We start from the raw sequence: 19,996 nt of genomic DNA on the forward strand, positions 1-19,996 counted from the left end.
ATCCCAATGATTGATGGTATTTATATCCTAGCCAATGATGTTGTCTATGACCAATTAGTGGCGTTACTCAATAGTATGGAAGCTAATGCTGGTAGGAAAATTCCTATTTGTATAATTCCATATAATGAGCAGTTAGACAAAGTAAAGGCAGAGATTGCATCTAGAGATAATGTTACTTTATTTGAAGATTCTGATTCTATAGCTTATTGGGATAACTTTGCAACCCAGGTATGGCAAAATCACTCAAGGGCACAAAAAACTTGGCGAAAATGGGGGCTTCCAGAACTTTATCGTCTACCAATGCATCGTAAGCTTTGTGGTTTAGATGGTCCCTTTGATAAATTTATTTATTTTGATGCAGATACGCTCCTTATGGGGCCTATAGACTATATATATGAAAAATTAGATAAATATGATTGGGTAACAAATGATTTTCAATATAAATCTGAATTAAAATATATTTTTGATGGTTCACCAGAACTTATACAGCAAATTTTTGACCAAGAAAAATTGCATTCTCATATATTTTGTGCAGGTTGGTTTGCCACTAAAAAACATATTTTTTCTCAAGCTACATTAGCAGACTTACTCGACAAATTACAGGTTAGTGAAGCTGATGTCATGGCTCTTGGAGGCCCTGACCAATCTTTATTTAACTACATGGTATTGAGAAGTGGAATTTCCTATTATAATTTTGCTTTTCATGACTGCGAACAGGCAACTGGCAACCATTGGAGTTCTCAATTTGATGTGGTAGATAACATCCTTTACGACCAAGGACGGCGGCTGACATATCTGCACTATATGAGTATAAGTTCACCACACTTTACTCAACTTTGCGCTGGTGAAGATATCGATATTCCATATCGAGATATATTTTTGCATTATAGATATTTAAACTCACCAGAACAAAGACCCAAAAGCTTTAGGCGTGAGAGTCCGCTAATGCGTTTGCAAAAGACTACTACAAGTTTTTTCAATCGAAAAGTCAACAATATTAAGCTTAATTATCGTAATTTAAAGGATAAAATGACTAAGTAATTAAGTAAAAGTTGATTAAAATGTTGTTTAATTTCTAGCTTATCTATTGCTCACTAATTAGGAAGGTAATTTTAACGCAATTAAATATTGGAATGATGAAATTTCAGTAAAAAATAATTATTCACCACTAGTTAACGATCTCATTTTTAGTAGAGCATCATTGCTGGCGGTGAGTATTTACGGTAATTTAGATATTTGTGAGGCTTCCTACTATTTAACCCTCTTCTAAGAAAAAGAATCTAAATCTAAAGATTGCATACCTTCGCGTTGTATGAAGGTCATCATACTTCCCAACTGCAACCAAACTAGCAAACAAGTAAATAGACTAATTGGTAAACCGACTCCTAAAGCCAAGGATGAGGGAAAGCCAAATATCTCTAAGCCTGAAGACATAAATAAACAAGTACCGCCTGTTATGCCGATAAATGGTACAAGTAATTGTTTCAGTGAGGAACGTGGCTGAGTATTTTCTGTTCGTTCGCTTGGCCAGTTCTGCACAATTACTTTCAAAGTGCCAGATAATGCCAAACCAGATGTTAATGCTATCAAAAAGCCAACAACTAAGAGAAAGTAAGGCGGTTGCTCAGGAAAATAATACATGAAAACTCCTAATTTATATTAAAGATTTTTTACTTTTTATTTGTTGACTGGTTCTCAGCAAAAGACCCAAGTAATGTCGCTTTTGGCAGAATAGCGGCTGCACCTTCTCTGGATAATTCTGTTAAAATCCCGATCGCTACATTTAATAAACGATCCGGTTTTAAGTCATCTTTAACCAGATTCCACAGGCGTTGCACATCTTCGGTGTGGAGGCGGTCATCTTCTGTGAGAGCAAGCACCAACTGTCGCCTTAGAAACTTGCCTTCTGCCGACATTAAGTATTGGAACCCCATCTGCGCTGTGGGCAATACATCAAAGTTGTTATCGCTACGAGCGATCGCAATTAAATTCTCTAACCGCTGCCACTGAAATTTACCATCTTTGAACAACACATTCAATAACCGCCGCCGTAATTCTGGTGATTCCCCTGTCAGCAACCGCCGCGCTATGTAGGGATAGCCCACTTCCACAATTTTGAAATCTGGGTTAAGGCTTAGGGCAATACCTTCTTGAGTTACCAGGGAACGAATAATCAAAGCAAACTTCGCCGGAACTCGGAAAGGATATTCGTACATCAGTTCCGAAAATTCATCGGTAATAGTTTTGAAGTTAAAATCCTTGACATTTTTACCAATAGCGTTTCCTAGCACCGCTTCTAATGCTGGCACTATTGGACAAATATTCGTGTCTGGAGTCAGAAACCCTAATTTTACAAAGTCTTCGGCTAAGTCGGTATAGTCTTTATTCACCAAATGCACTAGTGCATCCACCAGCGTTTCTTTGGTGCTTTCTTCCAACTGATCCATCATGCCGAAGTCAATATAAGCCATACGACCATCGGCTACAGCAAACAAATTGCCGGGATGAGGGTCAGCATGGAAGAAACCATATTCTAAAAGCTGTTGCAATCCTGATGTAACACCAATTTGGATAATCGCTTCTGGGTCTACACCTGCTTCGCGGATGCGTTGAGTATCCGTCAACTTAAAGCCGTCAATCCACTCCAGGGTTAAAACGTGGGTATTGGTATAACGCCAATAAATTCCTGGAACTTTTACTTGTGGAGCATTGTGGAAGTTGCTAGCAAATTTTTCGGCGTTGCGGCCTTCATTAATATAGTCAATTTCCTCAAATAACTTTGTGCCAAACTCATCCACAATTAAAGTTAGGTCGTGACCGAGATTTAAAGGCAACCAAGGAGCTAGCCAACCTGCTGCCCAACGCATTAGATATAGGTCGCGTGTAATTACCGGGTGTAAGTTGGGGCGTTGCACCTTCACGGCAACTTCTTCGCCGCTCACCAGACGACCTCGGTATACTTGACCCAAGCTAGCAGCAGCGACTGGGTGAGGTGACAGTTCGCTAAAACTTTCGTGAATTGGACGACCTAGTTCTGTTTCGATAATCTGATAAGCGATCGCATTATCGAAAGGTGGTAACTGGTCTTGTAACTTGATCAGTTCTTCTAAGAAATCTTTGCGTATCAGGTCAGGTCTGGTGGAGAGGGCTTGACCAACTTTAATAAAAGTCGGGCCGAGGCGGGTGAGCAGTTCTCGCAACTGGATAGCTCGTTTACCCTTGTTTTGCTCAACTTTATCTTGCCACTCGTCCCACTTCAGATTGAATATAAATCCTGCAAAAGAGGAGATAATTCTCAGCAGTCGTCCCCAGGCTAGCCAAGGACGGTAACTATAGTAGCGAGCGATCGCATCTGGATTATAGAGTTTTAGTTGAGCAGGTTGATACTGACCCACGCCTTTTTTTGCCTCTTCAACTGAAAAATTTACAATGATTGTTTTTCTCCTAACCCACAAGTTGGTTGCAAGTTCAGGATGGCGGTAGTTTTTTATCTAAAACAACTAGAACTCTACCCTTTGGGATAGCGTTCGAGGCGATTTTAGCATCTGTTACTGCCTAGATTTGTTTATCTTTTTCTTAATTATACTTTATAAAACTACAACTACTTATCCAACTTTTAGATGATTTTATCTTTTCTTAACTTTAATTTATATAAATATAAATATGTATCTATATATGCAAATTGAAACTCAGTAACCGCTTACAACATAAAGATCCCCGACTTATGTTAGAAGTCGGGGATCTTAGTACTATGTTTATTTATACCTGTGATTTAAGTGGAAAATAAAATATTTTATGTGTCCACAATAAAATTACAGTATCAACTAAAACCTTGGTAATTGTTAATAGCTTTGCCACAATTACCAATTACCAATTACCGACTTTTAATTATCGTGTAGTGCTATTTAGATTTAGCCTCCAAGTTTTCTAAACGGCTTCTCAATTCCTGATTTTGTTGTTTGAGTTGGTCGAAATCTTCACGCAGTTGACGCAGGGTTTTTTCCGAACCAATGTTCTTTTGCACCTTGGAAATTTCTTCCTCAGCAGAGCGACGTACACGCCCATCAGCTGTTTGTTCAGCTAGCGATCGCAAAATCCCCACGGCTTTGGGTGTTTCCATTTGTCCTAATGCTGCTGCTACCGACACTTGCGTTAAGAAGAAGCTTTCTTTGGCTAGTTCTGTTAATTTTTCTAAAATCCGCTCCAAATTAACCGGACTTTGACCTACAGAAATCTTTCCTAAAGCGCGAATTGTAGCTAAACGTAGGGGTTGTGGCACACCGAGTTTGGTGTATTCTAGCAGCAGATTTAAAGCTGCTTCCGAAGTTTTGAATTCAGCTAAACCAGCGATCGCCCCACTCCGCACGACTTCATTCCAACCCGCCTTTTCTTCTAAAACGCCTTTCAGCAGCTTTAAAACCTTGTCTTCCTTGGGTTTTTCTTCCAAGTTTGGCGATGCGATCGCCCCGATAACACGAGAAGCTGCTGCTTCCACGTAATAACTGGGATCGCCCTTTTGCACTAACCCTCTGACAACTTTATAGCTTTCAGCAGTTTTGAATTGAGTAAGTGCTTCCACTACAGCTCGTCGCACGTAAGCATTTTTATCTTTTAACCCAGGAATTAAACCATCAAAGGCTTGATCTAAATTGATTTGGGCTAGTTGTTTCGCCACTTCCACGCGCACACCCCACAATGGGTCATTTTTTAGCGATGCAGACAGTGCAACGATCGCTTCTAACCCACCTTTTTTTGCCAAAGCTGCTGCTGCATAACTACGCGAAATTGAGTCGGGATCGAATTCTAACTGTGCTTTTAACTCCGCGATTGGATATTCTAAAGCTACTGTTTTTAGGTAATTATTTCCAACATCAAAGCTGATAAATTGGGGCTTATTTTCTAGAGGAAAGTAGAAGCTTTGTTCGCGTTCATTCACCCGGACAGTAAAAATTTTGAGTTGTGAGTTAGGAGTTATGAGTTTGGAATTATTTTTAACTCCTAACTCCTCACTCCTCACTTTTTCTTGTTGGGTATAGCCAAAACCAATAGGTATTTTTAAATCAAATAAATCCTTACTGCCATTTTTACCTTCATCAGCTTGGGTTTGAGTGACTGTAATTTTTGCTAAATGAGCATCTCCATCCCAAGAGTAAGCTACTTTAAAATCAGGATGACCACCACGATAAACGTATTGGTCAAACAGAAACAAAAGATTACGTCCGGTTGCCTTTTCAATCGCCCTAAGTAAGTCTACTGTTTCTACAGTTTTGTGGGCATTATCTCGGACAAATGTTTGAATTGCCTGCCAAAACAACTCATCTCCCAATTGGGCCCGAATCATGTGATAGACACAAGATCCTTTTTCGTAGATGTGGCGATCGTAAAGTTCAATAGCTTCTCGGTAAACGTGCGTTACCATTGGACGGCGATAACGACTGCTATCTTCGCTTAAGTAACGACGAGCTTCCAATAAACGATAGTAAGCTGCTTCTTCTAAACTATATTCCTGTTCTGTCCACATTACCTCAGAGTAAGAAGCCATCCCTTCTTTAATCCAAGCATGAGACCAATGCTTAATCACCACCAGATCGCCAAACCACTGGTGCGCGAGTTCGTGGACGACTAAACTTTCAGTGTTGCGGTTATCTAAGGCGGCACGTTCATCTAGCAAACATCTGTCTGTTAACAGTGTTGTGGAAGTGTTTTCCATGCCGCCAAAGATGAAGTCGTCAACGCAAACTTGGGCGTATTTCGGAAAAGGATATGGATAACCATACTTTTGGCTCAAAAATTCGATCATTCGGGGAGTTTTTTCCATGCTGCGTTTAGCATCTTCCTCCCGTCCCTTTTCTACATAGTAGGTGACAGCTTTACCGTTCCACTCATCTCGAATTTCAGCAAAATCACCTACTGCTAAAGTCATCAAGTAGGTAGGATGAACTTGTTGCTGTAACCAATGGTAGATTTTATGATCGCCATCTTCTGTGGTGTTAATCAATTCGCCGTTGGAAATCGCCACGAGAGGGTTGGGAACGCGGACACGAATTTCCGAAGTAGACAGTTGTCCTGGATAGTCAAAGCAGGGGAACCAAAAGCGAGAGTCTTCGTCTTCCCCTTGAGTCCACACTTGAGTAGGTTTGTTAGGGTAGTGCTTATCTGGTTGAATAAAATAAATACCGCGTTGCGGTTTTGTCACCGAGTAAGCGATCGCAATCAGCAAGCCTTGACCAATTTGGGTTGCCTGAGAAAGTTGAATAGAAAGCTGTTCCCCGTCATGGTCAAAATTTTGTGGCACTTCGTCCACCTGCACAGACTCGATATTTAGATTGACAGCATCCAATGTCAAACGATCAATACCATTACGGATTGGCAAGAGGCGAATGCTACAACTGCCCTGATAGCTTTGCTTGGGGATATCCAGGCTGAGATCGAGAAAAATATGCTCTACCTGTCCGGGGCGATCGGGGTTGTAGTGTGGTCTTGCTCCCGGTAACTCAAAAGGTTTGTGTCCGTTATTATCTGTATCAAAATAAGACTGCGACATTGATGCTTACTGACCTTGTAATCCTGAAAAGTCTGGCTTGGTTGGATGTAGTTAAGTAAAATAGCGGTATCTGATGTATTTCCCTCAACAGGGCATTATGGAGGTGACTTCTCACCTTGGGATTGGAAGATTGAAATTAATCTCACCCGAATTTCCAAAGATCGGCAACCGATCGTGGAATTTTTTCCATATCCCTGCCGCATTTACTTTTGCTGATGTTCTGCATTTGGTATTGAGTCAAGAGTCTCTTGCACCTCGATAGATTCTCATTAAGTACAAATACTCCTAATTATTTTTATAACTTTAGGATAGCTTGCTGCTAAACACGCTATTTTGTTTAAAATGAACAGCATATCATTTGCAGATTCGCTCCTCATCTGGTTGAAGTATTTTTGAGAGTAATTTTAGACCGCTAATTTGTAGGATTACTAATTTTATCAGTAAATACCATAAATGCAGGATACCAGTTGTGCGAGAGTACAATAACCGATTTCTGTCTCCGTAAAAACTCTTGTATTGGCGAGTGCCCGTAAAAGTCGCTCAGAGAGAACGCTTGTAGATTGACGTTGCGCTTCCCAAATCCTGTTAACCTCTTTAACAAATTGGCGACGCCGAATAGCCCGTCGTAGACATCGCTAGCTTGTTTGCTGCATAGATGAACTGTGAGATCCAAGTGCGATCGCAATCTTAAATCATTCGTAAACAATTGAGATTCTCAACTTCATAAGAGTTGTCGGGAATCTTACCCTTGCAATTTTTACAAATCAGATAGGATTGCTATGTATTTAATTTGCAAAAACCCATTTGTAGTGAAAAATCACTTTTAAGTTGGATGTTTGCTGATTGAGACGTCACGTTTAACTGAGAATCTTTATAATTAATATCCGATTAATAATGGATGTCAAAAGCAATAATTGTCTGCAAGTAGGAGGTAGATGTGCAGCTTGTCAATCAGCGTGCTGCTGAATCCTTTTGTCATGGGTTAGTCTAGCGATGGATTAGCGGAAATTATTATAAATCCGAAAACTCTACAGTGACACTTGTATAAATCTCGGTGACAATCTGAGCAAAAGAGGATAACAAAATGCCTGAAAGTAAATCAAAATTTCTCATTCCTGCTGTTGGTGCTGCCGTCGTTGTCGTAGGAAGTATAGCGGCTTATACGTACTTTAAAGGCTCACCAGTAGGTACATCAGATGCTTTAGGCAGTGCTAAAGTAGTACCTTCAACAGCACTGATGGCAACTTATATTACTACTGACTCTCAAGCCTGGGCAAAATTACAGCAGTTTGGCACTCCAGAAGCACAAAAGTTAGTGGCAAAAGGTCTGGAAGATTTCAATAAGCAAATGTTCAGTGACAGTAACGTTTCTTATGAACAAGACATAAAGCCTTGGGCTGGTGGTGTGATGATTGCTGTATTGCCACCAAATCCCGTCAAACCAGCACAGTTAAAGGTACCCTCTGGGGCACCTAATGTACCAACAAATTTACAGCAGGAATCAAATATCTTGATAGTGGTGGGAATCAAGGACAAACTCAGCGCCTTGAATTTTGCTAACAAATTGAAGTCACAAAAAGGAGTGAAATTACAGGAATCTGACTATCAAGGTCAAAAAATTGTCGAAACTACACAAAATGGCAAGCCGACGTATAGCGTAGTTTTAAATGATAGTCAGTTGGTATTGGCCCCTGAAAAGCAAGCTGTAGAAAAAGCAATTGACACCTTTAAGGGACAGTCTTCTTTTGCCAGTAAAGAAGGTGCTAGCAGCATTCTTAAAGGAGTGGATGTTAAAAACAGCCTCGCCCAAATTTATGTACCAGACTATGCCGAAATGATACAGCAATTAACCGCTGGAAATCCGCAGGCAAAGCAGTTACCCCCACAAACCCTGACGCAACTGAAGCAGATAAAATCTGTGGTAGCGGGCGTTGGAGTTGATGATGCGGGAGTGCGGGTAAAAGCGATCGCTAATTTAGATCCACAATTAAATAAATTTCAGTATCAATCAAGTCCTGGGAATATAGTCGGGCAATTTCCTGCTGATACCTTTGCTCTGATTAGCGGAAATGGCATCAGCCGTGGTTGGGAAGTGCTAGTAGAGCAGTCAAAAGATTATCCAGAAATGAAGCAAGCTCTGGAACAAGCGCGAGGACAGTTGAAAACTGTCAATATAGACCTGGATAAGGATGTTTTTGGTTGGATGAATGGGGAATTCGCCTTTGGTGCGATTCCATCAAATCAAGGAGTATTAGCGAGTGTTGGTTTTGGAGGTGCTTTAGTATTTGATACTAGCGATCGCAAAACTGCCGAAGCCACTTTAACAAAATTGGATACCCTTGCCAAAACCCAACAAATCAACGTCGCCAATAGAAATATTGGTGGTAAAGACGTAACTGAGTGGCAAATTCCCCGACAAGGAGCTTTATTAGCACATGGTTGGCTAGATCAAGATACTGTATTTGTAGCTCTTGGTGGCCCCATTGCTGACGCAGTTAGCGATCGCAAAAATCCATCTCTTGACACTAGCGACGCTTTCAAAGCCGTGACTGGTTCTTTGCAAAAGCCCAACGGTGGCTATTTCTACCTAGATATGGACAAAACTAAAACTGTGCCCCTAATCAATAGTTTGGTATCATCTAACGCCGATACCCTCACCATTTTGAATTCCATTCGCGGTGTTGGTTTTACCGCTATTAGCCCTGATAAATCTACTAGTGAATTAGAAATGTTATTAGCTCTTAAGCCTGCTGCAAAGTAGGGCATTGGGTATGGGGCATTGGGCATGGGGCATTGGGCATTGGGTATTGCGTATTGATTATTCTTTCCTGCTCCCCTGCTCTCCCACTCCCCACTACAAAACTTGATTATTCCGAGTTTCCAAGGTTTGGTTGAGTCTATCCAACGCGCCAGTCAATCTTTCTTGGGCTACAAGGTTAGGGTCTGCTAGGGGTTCATCGGCGACTTCTTCTTGTCTCTTGAATTTTTGTAAGGCTCGAATTGCTACAAATAAGACTAAGGCAATGATTACAAAGTCAACTATTGCGCCAAGAAAGTGACCAATCTTGATTCCCGGGCCAATGGCGATTGTTCTCTAGTCTGTGCCAGCAAAACTAACCAAGGGATTAATCAATGGCATGATTACATCTTCAACAAAGGAAGTGACAATCTTGCCAAAAGCACCACCAACGATCACAGCGATCGCCAAGTCAACTATATTGCCTTTAAGGGCAAAATCTTGAAAATCTTTTAAAAAGCCACTTGCTCTTCTTCTTGCTCTGGCCATACTTGACTCTCAATAAGCTGAAATTTTTGTAATTTTCTTCATAAATGCCACTCAGTTTTTTGCCATCTCTGTTGAGACAGATGTTGCTAAGAATCAAAATTTTACCAGTCTTAAATAAAATTCTCTGAATAAAAATATAAATTGTAAACTGGCATAATTCACAGTTTCTCGGAACTTTGCTGTTCTCCAAATATAAACTTTCTATAATATTTGTTGCTTGGGGCAAGCCAAAGGAGGAAGACTACCGTTATACAATTCAATTCATTTCTAGACTCCTGTCTAGCAAGTATGTCATAAGTAGAAAAGGCTGTTAAATCCAAACTAATTTATGACTGCTGCTGTAAACACTAATCCTGGTTTAGCTTCCCGCTTGGTGAATGGCATACTGGCAATTCAGCCTTTAGCTAACTTAGCCAAGCATCAAGCTAGACAAATGATGATTAAACGTGCCGAGAGAATTGGTGTGCCTTGGACGCAAGAAGTCGAAACACTACAAGCGCGTGATTGGAAGAACGATCTCGCTCAAGTACAAAATCCTCAGCTTTCCTACCCCGATTACTACGTCACCTCATTCCATGCCTACGAAACCGGAAATCTCAGTTGGCAAGCGGCTTTTGAGGTAGAACCTGCTGCTTACGCTGTCCACGCTAAGATTTGGCAGAGCGCTGAAGAAGCGCAAGGCGATCCAATGCTGCGCCAAAGTTACCACAATATCCTGAAAAGTCAAATCCCCAATGAGCCGCAAGACATCTTAGATGTAGGATGTAGTGTGGGCTTGAGTAGTTTTGCCCTACAAGAAATTTATCCCCATACCAAAATTACAGGCTTAGACTTATCTCCCTACTTTTTAGCCGTTGCCAATTACCGGGCTGGGCAACGTCAAGCTAAAATTAACTGGCTTCATGCCCAAGCTGAATCTACCGGGCTACCTGATGCCTCGTTTGATTTAGTTTCCATTTTCCTGATGTGCCACGAATTACCCCAATCAGCAACCCGACAGATTTTAACTGAAATGCGGCGTGTGTTGCGTCCGGGTGGCTACTTGGCAATTATGGATATGAATCCCAAATCTGAAGTTTACAAGAAAATGCCAGCCTACATTTTGACTTTGCTCAAAAGTACTGAACCGTATTTAGATGAATATTTTGCTTTGGACATTGAGCAAGCTATTGTTGAGGCGGGTTTCCAAGCTCCCACTATTACCAACAATACCCACCGTCACCGTACAGTAATTGCTCAGGTGAGTGGTTGATTTATCTCTATTGTTGTGGGCAGCAATACCACCCTTACTGCTGCTTGGCTACTACTACTGTCGAGTGCCATTTGCCCCACCTCTGTTAAAGTTACTCATGTTCTTTATCATTGGGGCAATATCTGGTTTTTTAGCCCTTAGCCTCGAATGGGTTTTTGAAATTATAGCCAACTGGTTTGTAGACTGGCAGCAAATGAAACGTTGGCTTCCTGGTACAGCCTTGCGACAGCTTGTGGAAATAGGCCCAATTGAAGAAGGCTGCAAGTTGGCTGCGGTTGTTATCCCAATCTCCTATCTGCAACGCAAGTATCGATTATTTAACTCTACAGTTTTCCTCTTCGCGATCGCCGTTTCCTTGGGATTCACTGCTGAAGAGAACTGGATTTACTTTTTCCACGGTACAGCATCAGTTTTTGAACGTACTATCGGCACGCCAGTCCATGCTATGTTCTCTGCACCTTGGGGATATGCATTAGGAACCTATATTTCCTCTAAAAATCGGTTAAATCGCGACAAAAAGTTTATTTTTAGGGCTTGGCTAAATTCTGTCAACTGTCATGCCCTAGTGAATGTTCTATCTAGTGCTTGGGGTTACTCATTACCTCTACGTTTCCTGAGTTATGGTTTATTTCCTTTTCTGTTATGGATGTTTTGGCGCCTGGAACAATTACTGCGAAAAGTACAAGGTAAACCTGTAATTACCCTGATTTGTGACCGTACAATCCAGCGCCGTTACTGGCAGAGGAGTTTAGTGCTGTTTGCCCTTGTGCTGGGTGGAAATGCTATTTTTGGGCTGTTTCTCTTAATCAGGAAAATTAGTCCTTTGAGTCCGTCAAAGCTTTTTGACACTTATATTTTATGGTTTATATTTAGCCGCTTTTTACTAAATCTCTTTTTTGGAGTTTTAGCGTGGGGCATTTATCGCTATTTGCGACATTCTGCCCGCCGTCGGTATTTTTAAAATATGATTTAGGAAAAGGCTAGGGGGTTTCTATGCAAACAACTCCAGTGCGTTGGACGACTGCTGACCTAGAGCTATTTGCTAGCGATCGCAGAAATCGCTATGAGATTATAGATGGAGAACTCTTTGTGACCAAATCACCTAGTTGGGATCATCAATCAAGTTGTGGCAATATTGTTACAGCTCTTAACAATTGGTCAGATGAAACTGGTCTGGGTAAAGCTGCGATCGCACCTGGAATTATTTTCTCAGATTCGGACAATGTGATCCCTGATGTGGTATGGGCAAGTCATGAACGCTTAAAAAACTTACTAGATGAAGCTGGACATCTCACGGGCGCACCAGAGTTAGTAGTAGAAGTTTTATCTCCTGGCGAAAAAAACGAGAAACGCGACAAGGAAACAAAGCTAAAGCTGTACTCGGTGCAAGGAGTTCAGGAATATTGGATTTGCGATTCTATACAGAAAAAAGTTGAGGTTTATCGACGCGAACAGGCTGTATTAAAGTTAGCAGCTACTTTATTTAATCAAGATGAATTGACAAGTCCTTTGCTACCTGGTTTTAACTGCTTAGTAAGTAAACTTTTTTAAGTGGGCATTGGGCACTTGTACTGAGCGTAGTCGAAGTATTGGGCATTGGGCATTGGGATGATATCAGTTCCCTATGTCCTATGCCTAACTAAATTTTCAATTACCTAAACGCTTGCTAATACTGGCTGACTCGCGGCTGCGCTGACTGAATTTGATTCAGATTCAGTACAGTAGATTTCGCAGGAGTTATTGGGACTTTCAATCAGTTTCACTTTGTAAAGTTTAGCTCCCAATTCTTGAATAGGCGATCGCAGTAAATTACTAATGTAAAGTGCGATATTTTCAGCAGTCGGTACAACTTCGGCAAAGTAGGGAATATCTTTGTTTAAAAAGGTGTGATCGAATGGCTCCACCACATAATCTTCTACCACTTTATTCAGGGCACCTAAATCAATAATCATGCCAGTGCGTGGATCAATTTCCCCTTTGACGGTAACTTCTAGATGATAATTGTGTCCGTGACCGTTGGGACGAGCGCACTTACCATAAACAAGCGTGTTTTCTTCGTTACTGAGTTTAGGATGAGCTAGCCGATGCGCGGCGCTAAAGTGAGTACTGATAGTAAGGTAGGCTTCCATTGCATTTCCCATATAATCTGCCCAAAGTTCAGGATGTTCAAATAACTGCACGCGGACTAAAGGCAAGTGCGGTGCTAGTCGCTGCCAGATAATCCGTGCAATATTCTCAGTGGTAGGCAGAGTTTGTTGAAATTCTGCCCACACATCATTGAGATAAGAGAAGTCCAATTGACTGGTAACTTCCCGTTGAATTACGTGTTTCACATCAGACAAGTTCAGCACCATACCATAGTCATCTAATTCCCCAGCTAGGGAGATGAATAAGACATAGTTATGCCCGTGTCCCGGAAATCTAGTACCAGCACCAAATTTCTCAATATTCTCGGCTTCACTCAGTTCTGGCAACCAATAACGATGACTTGCTGCAAACTGGGCGCGGCGATTAACAATGCATTGCATGAGTACACTATCAGCAGAATTTAAAATTTCTTAATCTTTTTCTGTTTTCAGCATAAACTAATTCCTAAGTTATGTGTCATTAGTCATTAGTCATTTGTCATCTGTCCTTTGACATCTAGCGATATTGACTTATACCTAATGCCCAATGCCCAGTGCCCAATAATTATGTAACAGAAGCTTGTGCTTCACAGTGCAATCTCGTAGCTATGCGGAATAGTTCATGACCTGTGTGTAAATAACGCTCATCGTAGTTCAAAGGAAAGTAACCTAATTCATCAAGTCCATCTGCTACTTGATCCAGACTGTAGTAGAGGTGAGCCGCTGTTCTTGCTAAACTAGGGGGATTTGGCAGGGAGCGAAAAGTAGTTTGTGCCTGCTTGAGGTCATCTCGACAAGTTTTTAAGTATTCCTGAAATTCATCTAACAACTCATCATCAAAGGGATCGGCAGCTAATTGCTCCATTTGTTCTTCTAACGAATAAAGAATCGTACAAAGCAAGCGATTTACTGGTTGATAAACTTGGCGCAGCCATTCTTCAACTTGCTCGTCAACATCGCGTCCAGTTTTTCGTGTTGTCTGGTAATGCTTTTGGGCTGATGCTGTACGCTGTTGGCGATCGCTATTTAATTTTTGGGAGTCATTTTGCAGTTCTTGGTCATAATTACGGCGATTTTGGTTGTCGCCTAAGACTTCATAAGCTGCATTGATGCGGATAATTTGCTCGCGATCGGCACTTTCCTGATTACTGTCAGGATGAAACAACTTAACCAAGCGGCGATAAGCTTGCTTAATCTCCGCAAGGCTTGCACTTGGACTAACTTTGAGAGTTTCGTAATGGTTAGAAACGCGGTTATAATTGACCATTGATTCAATGTATCGTTAACTTACGCTAGCGGCCAATCTTGCCTCCAGGTCTTGGAACAACGGTGTACTCAAATACCTCTCACCAAAACTGGGCTGAATCATCACAATTAAACGTCCCTTATTTTCTTGACGTTGGGCGACGCGAATTGCCGCACATAAAGCTGCTCCACTGGAAATACCAGATAGTAGCCCTTCTTCTTTTGCCAAACGCCGACTATAAGCGATCGCATCTTCATCGGTGACGGTAATCACTTCATCAATTAATTTTATCTTGAGTACTTGGGGAATAAACCCAGCACCAATTCCCTGAATTTTGTGGGGGCCTGGTCGTCCCCCAGATAAAACTGGGCTATTGGCTGGTTCAACTGCGATCGCCTTAGAATTAGGCTTACGTGCTTTAATCACTTCTGCTACACCAGTGATCGTACCACCTGTACCCACTCCTGCCACAATGATATCGACTTGTCCATCGGTATCTTCCCAGATTTCAAGCGCCGTAGTTTCCCGATGCACTTTTGCATTAGCTGGATTGCGGAACTGCTGCAACATATAAGTATTTGGTGTAGTATTAACTATTTGTTGCGCTCGTTGAATTGCCCCACTCATGCCTTCCATTCCTGGTGTTAGTTCCAGTTCTGCTCCATAAGCTCGTAACATTGCCCGACGCTCTCCACTCATCGTCTCTGGCATTGTCAAAATTAATCGATAACCCTTTGCTGCTGCTGCCATTGCTAGGGCAATACCGGTGTTTCCAGAAGTGGGTTCTACCAATACTGTCTTCCCAGGAGTAATTAGCCCCTCCTCTTGGGCAGCGTTAATCATACTTACCCCAATCCGGTCTTTGACTGATGCCGATGGGTTCATACTTTCTAGTTTCACCACAATTTCTGCAACACATCCTTCTGTTTGAGGAATCCGGTTCAACTGCACTAGGGGTGTACGACCGACAAGTTCTGTAATGTTACGAGCTATTCGCATAAATTAGTCCTTGATTATTAATTATTTGTTATTGGTCATTAGTCATCAACAAATGACCAATGACTAATGACAAATGACTCTTGACTAAATGTAGTACATGATATCTAATTGCTGCCGCGAATCTCGTTTTTCACAAAGATCCTGGAGCGTATATTTTTGCAAGACTGAATTTGCCGCGCGACTTGCTTCTTGCCAAATTTCTTCTATAACTGAACTGTCTATGCTTTTGGAATTAACGTTTTCTTCGCCAGCCCGCGCCTCTAAGCCTTCTAAACATTCCAAAATCTCAAAAAGGATGATTTTTCGGGGTTCTCGCGTTAACAGATAGCCACCTTTTGACCCACGCTGACTTTTAACTATACCGCCACGCCTCAAGGTTGCTAGTAGCTGTTCCAGATAGCGATCGGGTATATTTTGTTGTGCTGCAATTTGTCGAATTTGCAGCGGTTCGCCGCTTTCGTAATGAGCGGCCATCTCTAATAAGGCGAGAATTGCGTATTCCGATTTACAGGATAGTTCCACAAGCAGCAATAAGTTAGGGGTAAAAATTAGTTAGGAATTAGGAGTTAGAACTCATTCAATTTGAATTTGAGATTTTTTCTTCAATCTCAAATCCAAAGTTCAAAATCTCAAATTGGTAGAGTTAAGATACTACGCAATATGTAGCTTTATACCGCCAACTTCTACTCAAAAAGCTCGCTCAGAAAAAGTTACTCACGGCGTAAGTCACTTGTAGAGTAGGCATTACTCTAGTCTATTCATATCAAACCCGCCATAACTCATAACTTCTAACTTTTCTATTATACTCCGGTTAACTACTGGGGTTTATCCATTATTATTACCGAAAACAAAAAACCCCGCCTAATGGCGGGGATAAATAGAGTTCAAATTTGTCAGCAGATAATCAACACTCTAGAAGGTGAAAGTTGTTCTGAGCGTACCGATAATAGCATCATCGTTATCGCTATTTTGACCAGGAGAGGTCAACCAGATTACACCAGGGGTTACAGAGATGTTATCCGACACACGATACTTGTAGAAGCCTTCAAAGTGGTAGGGTATATCATTGTTGCCACCAAAACCTGGGCGGTTAAAGGAATAGGGTTCTGCACCAGCAAAAACACCTAAAACGTTACCTTTTTTACCGAAATCAGGTAAGGCTACCCCTAAACCGTAGCTCCAAGCTTGATAATCATCACCTGCACCTGCACCTGTAACATCATGGTAAGAGACGAATCCACTAACGGAGAGTTTGTCGCTAGGTCTAAACGCAGCCGACACACCGTAGGAGTTGCTGTTAGATCGGGTTACACCTGCTGCATTACCTAAAAAGTTAGCTTGTCCAGTACCTACATCAAAAGCTCCAGTTGTTCCGTCTGTACCAGAGTCAAATAAAGCACCACTGGCACTATATGCGTGGACATAGGTAGCAGCTAAAGCCAAGCGATCGCCAACACTAAAGTTCAACTGTCCGAGAGCTGCATAGTCACCGTTGGTCAGACCTGTACTAAGACCAGGATTATTAGCTTGTGATGCCAAGTAACCCGCAGTGATTGAGCTATTTCCCAGGATACCGCCACCTTTACCAAGGGGTACATTGAGTGCTATACCAGCACCGCCACCAATCCGATAGATAGGACTTTCAGAAGCAAAGGTAGATAAAGCGCCGTTACCACCGTCGTCAGTGTTGTCAAAAAAGTAAGGATTGTTGACAGCAGCATACTGGCTATGCCGTCCGCCACTAGCTGCGAGGTAAACTTGGGCTGGCCCGATGGGAGCTTCATAAGTCAAGCGGTCAATTCTGACACTGTTGTTACCATTGCCTATACCAACTTGATATGTTTGTGTGCCTTCAGCAGTACCGATCGGATTATTAACGTCATCCCTTATTGAAAAGGCTTGTGCATTACCTGCTGCCAGACGTGTATGCAAAACATCTCTACCAGTGAAGCTGGTTTGCAAGTCTAAACGTACCCGATCTTGGAAGACAGTATTGTTAGCGTCACCAGTGTTACCTCCAAATACATCACTAACGGCGAAAACGGCTTCACCGACTAGTTTTGTGGTAGTGGAAAACTGATTAGCTTCCAATTCAGCAGTCCGCGCTTCTAGGGAATCTACGCGACCGCGTAGGGTTGCCAATTCTGCGGAAAATTCTTCTTGTAACCGTTGTAAGGTAGCTAAATCTTGTTTTGTCACCAAGTCAGCTGTTGCTGTGGCAATCAATTCGTTAACCCGATCCAAACAGGCATTCAAACCAGCAGCAAATTCATAACGGGTCAAAGCACGATTACCGCGATATGTGGAATTCGGATAACCTGCAATACAACCATAGCGCTCAACCAAGGACTGCAATGCTTGGAATGCCCAGTCAGTAGGTTGTACATCGGAAAATTGAGAAACCGATGTTACTTGAGACTGAGAATTGCCTTGGTTGCCTTCGTTGCTGTAGCGATTAACTTGATCTATGGTTGTTTGAGCTAGTATTTCTGGCTGTTGGGCAACTTCATTTACACCTAGTTGCTTGGCTGGTGATACTTCTGTGGTTTTGCTTGGGGCCGCCATTGCTGTTGCCGAAACTAACAATGTTGCTCCCAAAACTGCTGGGCTAACCACTAAGGATTTCCATAATAGATTAGACATTTTTCCTTTACTCCTCACACCTTGTTTAGATAATTGGTTTCGTTACACCTAATTCTCGAAAATGCGACATCTCATTGAAACCTATGGATGAGGCATAGTTGTCTCTACTACAATTCTAGTTTTTGCAAAGCTAATAAACGATTAACTTTGGGTTAAAAACTGATGTGATTAACTTATGCAAAAACATATCTTTATATCATAACATTATAAAACATCCGATCTAGATGGCAATATTGGAGCGATCGCCTTAATAACTGTCACACATGCTTATCTAAATATCTAAGCAGGGAGTAGAGTTTGGGTCATTCGCTCTCTACACAAGCTAAATTACTGAAGTTTTAGACACTTAGAGTTTGCGAGCGAAAATCGCTTCTTCCACTCGCTCCTAGTAGAAATCTCACCCCAGTTAAGACATACTGGCTCGGCTATATAAACCGTATATTGTAGTGACTTCTTATAGTTTGGTACAAGATATTAAAAGAAATCACTTAGTTAATCTGGGAAATCACCCGTGCTACATCAAAGTCTGGCTGCGTCAATCCGCCTACATCATGTGTTGTAAGTGTAATCTTTACTTTATTGTAGGAAATCTCTATATCTGGATGATGTCGGGCTGACTCAGCCGGTTCAACTAGTTTATTGACAAACTCCATTGCTTCAATAAAATCTTTAAATGTACGGGTAATCTGCAACTTGGAATCTTGAATAGTCCAATCTGACAAAATCTTTGCCTGTTCTTGAATTTGGGCTTCGGTGAGTAGTTGTGCCATATCAAGAAATTCCTACTTTTATATTTGTTACAACATTTTGGATCTGACAAAGACAAACTCCTTTATTCTCCACACAGAAAATATGGGAGAATAAATTCAGTCAGAATTCGTGTGTCTAGATTTCAATCAGACTTGGCAGATAGACGCTATTTCTCATATTTGGTCAAACTCCAAGGTTTAACCAAGATATTTATGCTTTTTAAGAAAACTTAAATAGGTTGGCTTTGTTCGTGGCAGCCATCCCTATCTCTCTTTTAAAAGTAAGCATTGATAAAACAAAAATCACTTATAAAAAACTATCCGCCCTGATTTAGATCGGATGATCTAAGTCAGAGCGGTCTAGCGGGTCTTCAGGTTGCAACCAGACTGCCGGAAGGAACTCCGAGCTTGCCTAGCTACTTGAGCTAACTTAGTATCTCAAAGATAACTAAGGCTAACTTTTAGAGAACAGCCCCGGCGCGCAGCCGGCTAACTGCAACCTGATGACCCATGCGTATACTACTTTCTATCATGGGCATCACCTCCTTGTTGCCTAAGCGGTCTTAGTCTCAAAAGGGCAGAGAATTTACTCTGGGTTTATAACCTTCATCTAACATAACACATAAATTTAGAGATATTAACCAATATATAAAAAATCTCCCACCTTTTTGATGGGAGATTACTAGAGATAGTGAAAATTGACACTTTATTGGTTGATTACAAGGAGATTATTTTATCTGGGTGTGCCAATTTTCGCCAACCACAACCCTAACTGAGGTCATGGTCAAATTTGAATTCTTAGAGAGCGTTACCGCGAGGTAGAACTTCTTCAGGGAATACAAATTGTTCGTGGGGTTGATCTTGAGGAGCCATCCAAGCGCGGAGATTAACTCATCCACAAGCCTGTAACTGGCACGAACAACATAAAGAAGTGCAACCAGCGCTTGTTAGAGAAAGCAATCCCGAAAATCTGTGACCAGAAACGGTTTGCTGTCACCATTGAGTAGGTTTCTTCCGACTGGGTTGGATTGAAGGCGCGGAAGGTGTTAGCACCATCACCATCTTCAAACAAGGTATTTTCGACTGTGGCACCGTGAATCGCACACAGTAGCGCACCACCCAATACACCCGCAACACCCATCATGTGGAAG

The 19,996-nt window shown here is 41.7% G+C and carries 15 protein-coding genes and 2 pseudogenes; 5 read left to right on the top strand and 12 right to left on the bottom strand.

Annotation, left to right across the window (positions count from 1 at the left end; genetic code table 11):
* Positions 1-6 precede the first annotated feature (6 nt).
* Positions 7-1,041 carry an Npun_R2821/Npun_R2822 family protein gene (locus RMZ95_RS27655; RefSeq protein WP_322685861.1) on the top strand — a complete coding sequence of 345 codons (1,035 nt, stop codon included), beginning with the start codon at positions 7-9 and terminating at the stop codon, positions 1,039-1,041.
* A gap of 225 nt (positions 1,042-1,266) precedes the next feature.
* Here the strand turns inward: RMZ95_RS27655 and RMZ95_RS27660 are convergent, their stop codons facing one another.
* The 4 genes from RMZ95_RS27660 to RMZ95_RS27675 all read right to left on the bottom strand — a co-directional run bounded on the left by RMZ95_RS27660 (position 1,267) and on the right by RMZ95_RS27675 (position 7,250).
* Positions 1,267-1,641, bottom strand: a complete 375-nt coding sequence (locus RMZ95_RS27660; protein ID WP_322685862.1) for a hypothetical protein — start codon at positions 1,639-1,641, stop codon at positions 1,267-1,269.
* A 29-nt stretch (positions 1,642-1,670) separates the two neighbouring features.
* A complete protein-coding gene (locus RMZ95_RS27665; protein ID WP_322685863.1) occupies positions 1,671-3,395 on the bottom strand; it encodes an AarF/ABC1/UbiB kinase family protein in 1,725 nt (574 codons plus the stop codon).
* Positions 3,396-3,901: 506 nt separating this feature from the next.
* Positions 3,902-6,544: a M1 family metallopeptidase gene (locus RMZ95_RS27670; RefSeq protein WP_322685864.1), complete on the bottom strand. Its 2,643-nt coding sequence runs from the start codon at positions 6,542-6,544 to the stop codon at positions 3,902-3,904.
* Between the two features lie 412 nt (positions 6,545-6,956).
* The gene (locus tag RMZ95_RS27675) at positions 6,957-7,250 is read right to left on the bottom strand and encodes a hypothetical protein (RefSeq protein WP_322685865.1); all 294 of its coding nucleotides are present in this window, start codon (positions 7,248-7,250) and stop codon (positions 6,957-6,959) included.
* A gap of 378 nt (positions 7,251-7,628) precedes the next feature.
* Between RMZ95_RS27675 and RMZ95_RS27680 the strand changes: the two genes are divergently transcribed.
* Positions 7,629-9,305: a DUF3352 domain-containing protein gene (locus RMZ95_RS27680; protein WP_322674012.1), complete on the top strand. Its 1,677-nt coding sequence runs from the start codon at positions 7,629-7,631 to the stop codon at positions 9,303-9,305.
* Positions 9,306-9,398: 93 nt separating this feature from the next.
* Here the strand turns inward: RMZ95_RS27680 and mscL are convergent.
* Positions 9,399-9,830 (bottom strand): annotated as a pseudogene (gene mscL, locus RMZ95_RS27685) (large conductance mechanosensitive channel protein MscL).
* Between the two features lie 328 nt (positions 9,831-10,158).
* Between mscL and RMZ95_RS27690 the strand changes: the two are divergent.
* Genes RMZ95_RS27690 through RMZ95_RS27700 form a run of 3 tightly spaced genes read left to right on the top strand, consistent with a single transcriptional unit; the run spans position 10,159 to position 12,633 of the window.
* The gene (locus tag RMZ95_RS27690) at positions 10,159-11,082 is read left to right on the top strand and encodes a class I SAM-dependent methyltransferase (protein WP_322685866.1); all 924 of its coding nucleotides are present in this window, start codon (positions 10,159-10,161) and stop codon (positions 11,080-11,082) included.
* Positions 11,075-12,043: a PrsW family intramembrane metalloprotease gene (locus RMZ95_RS27695; protein ID WP_322685867.1), complete on the top strand. Its 969-nt coding sequence runs from the start codon at positions 11,075-11,077 to the stop codon at positions 12,041-12,043. The genes RMZ95_RS27690 and RMZ95_RS27695 overlap by 8 nt, the downstream gene beginning before the upstream one ends.
* A 32-nt stretch (positions 12,044-12,075) precedes the next feature.
* On the top strand, positions 12,076-12,633 hold the full coding sequence (locus RMZ95_RS27700) for a Uma2 family endonuclease (RefSeq protein ID WP_322674016.1): 558 nt from the start codon (positions 12,076-12,078) through the stop codon (positions 12,631-12,633).
* Between the two features lie 104 nt (positions 12,634-12,737).
* Here RMZ95_RS27700 and RMZ95_RS27705 read toward each other — a convergent pair whose 3' ends face one another.
* The 7 genes and pseudogenes from RMZ95_RS27705 to RMZ95_RS27735 form a co-directional block, all read right to left on the bottom strand.
* A complete protein-coding gene (locus RMZ95_RS27705) occupies positions 12,738-13,610 on the bottom strand; it encodes a 6-carboxytetrahydropterin synthase (protein ID WP_322685868.1) in 873 nt (290 codons plus the stop codon).
* Positions 13,611-13,773: 163 nt separating this feature from the next.
* Entirely contained in the window at positions 13,774-14,475 is a 702-nt protein-coding gene (locus tag RMZ95_RS27710; protein WP_322685869.1) for a J domain-containing protein, read from the bottom strand.
* Positions 14,476-14,490: 15 nt separating this feature from the next.
* On the bottom strand, positions 14,491-15,453 hold the full coding sequence (gene cysK / locus RMZ95_RS27715) for a cysteine synthase A (protein WP_322685870.1): 963 nt from the start codon (positions 15,451-15,453) through the stop codon (positions 14,491-14,493).
* An 84-nt stretch (positions 15,454-15,537) separates the two neighbouring features.
* Positions 15,538-15,975, bottom strand: coding sequence for an Rrf2 family transcriptional regulator (locus RMZ95_RS27720; RefSeq protein WP_322685871.1), 438 nt, complete (start codon positions 15,973-15,975; stop codon positions 15,538-15,540).
* A 390-nt stretch (positions 15,976-16,365) separates the two neighbouring features.
* Positions 16,366-18,096: an iron uptake porin gene (locus tag RMZ95_RS27725; protein ID WP_322685872.1), complete on the bottom strand. Its 1,731-nt coding sequence runs from the start codon at positions 18,094-18,096 to the stop codon at positions 16,366-16,368.
* A gap of 488 nt (positions 18,097-18,584) precedes the next feature.
* Complete coding sequence (locus RMZ95_RS27730; protein WP_322674022.1) at positions 18,585-18,866, bottom strand: 4a-hydroxytetrahydrobiopterin dehydratase; 282 nt, start codon at positions 18,864-18,866, stop codon at positions 18,585-18,587.
* Between the two features lie 777 nt (positions 18,867-19,643).
* Positions 19,644-19,996 (bottom strand): annotated as a pseudogene (locus RMZ95_RS27735) (photosystem II D2 protein (photosystem q(a) protein)); the annotation flags it as partial.

This window comes from Nostoc sp. DedQUE07 (assembly GCF_034530975.2).
Lineage (GTDB): Bacteria > Cyanobacteriota > Cyanobacteriia > Cyanobacteriales > Nostocaceae > Nostoc.

Bases quoted from the DNA above. Each gene is read 5' to 3' on its own strand.
- RMZ95_RS27655 (WP_322685861.1), top strand. From the start codon at position 7: ATGATTGATGGTATTTATATCCTAGCCAATGATGTTGTCTATGACCAA.
- RMZ95_RS27690 (WP_322685866.1), top strand. From the start codon at position 10,159: ATGACTGCTGCTGTAAACACTAATCCTGGTTTAGCTTCCCGCTTGGTG.
- RMZ95_RS27705 (WP_322685868.1), bottom strand. From the start codon at position 13,610: ATGCAATGCATTGTTAATCGCCGCGCCCAGTTTGCAGCAAGTCATCGT.
- RMZ95_RS27710 (WP_322685869.1), bottom strand. From the start codon at position 14,475: ATGGTCAATTATAACCGCGTTTCTAACCATTACGAAACTCTCAAAGTT.
- RMZ95_RS27670 (WP_322685864.1), bottom strand. From the start codon at position 6,544: ATGTCGCAGTCTTATTTTGATACAGATAATAACGGACACAAACCTTTT.
- RMZ95_RS27725 (WP_322685872.1), bottom strand. From the start codon at position 18,096: ATGTCTAATCTATTATGGAAATCCTTAGTGGTTAGCCCAGCAGTTTTG.
- RMZ95_RS27730 (WP_322674022.1), bottom strand. From the start codon at position 18,866: ATGGCACAACTACTCACCGAAGCCCAAATTCAAGAACAGGCAAAGATT.
- RMZ95_RS27680 (WP_322674012.1), top strand. From the start codon at position 7,629: ATGCCTGAAAGTAAATCAAAATTTCTCATTCCTGCTGTTGGTGCTGCC.
- RMZ95_RS27660 (WP_322685862.1), bottom strand. From the start codon at position 1,641: ATGTATTATTTTCCTGAGCAACCGCCTTACTTTCTCTTAGTTGTTGGC.
- RMZ95_RS27700 (WP_322674016.1), top strand. From the start codon at position 12,076: ATGCAAACAACTCCAGTGCGTTGGACGACTGCTGACCTAGAGCTATTT.
- cysK (WP_322685870.1), bottom strand. From the start codon at position 15,453: ATGCGAATAGCTCGTAACATTACAGAACTTGTCGGTCGTACACCCCTA.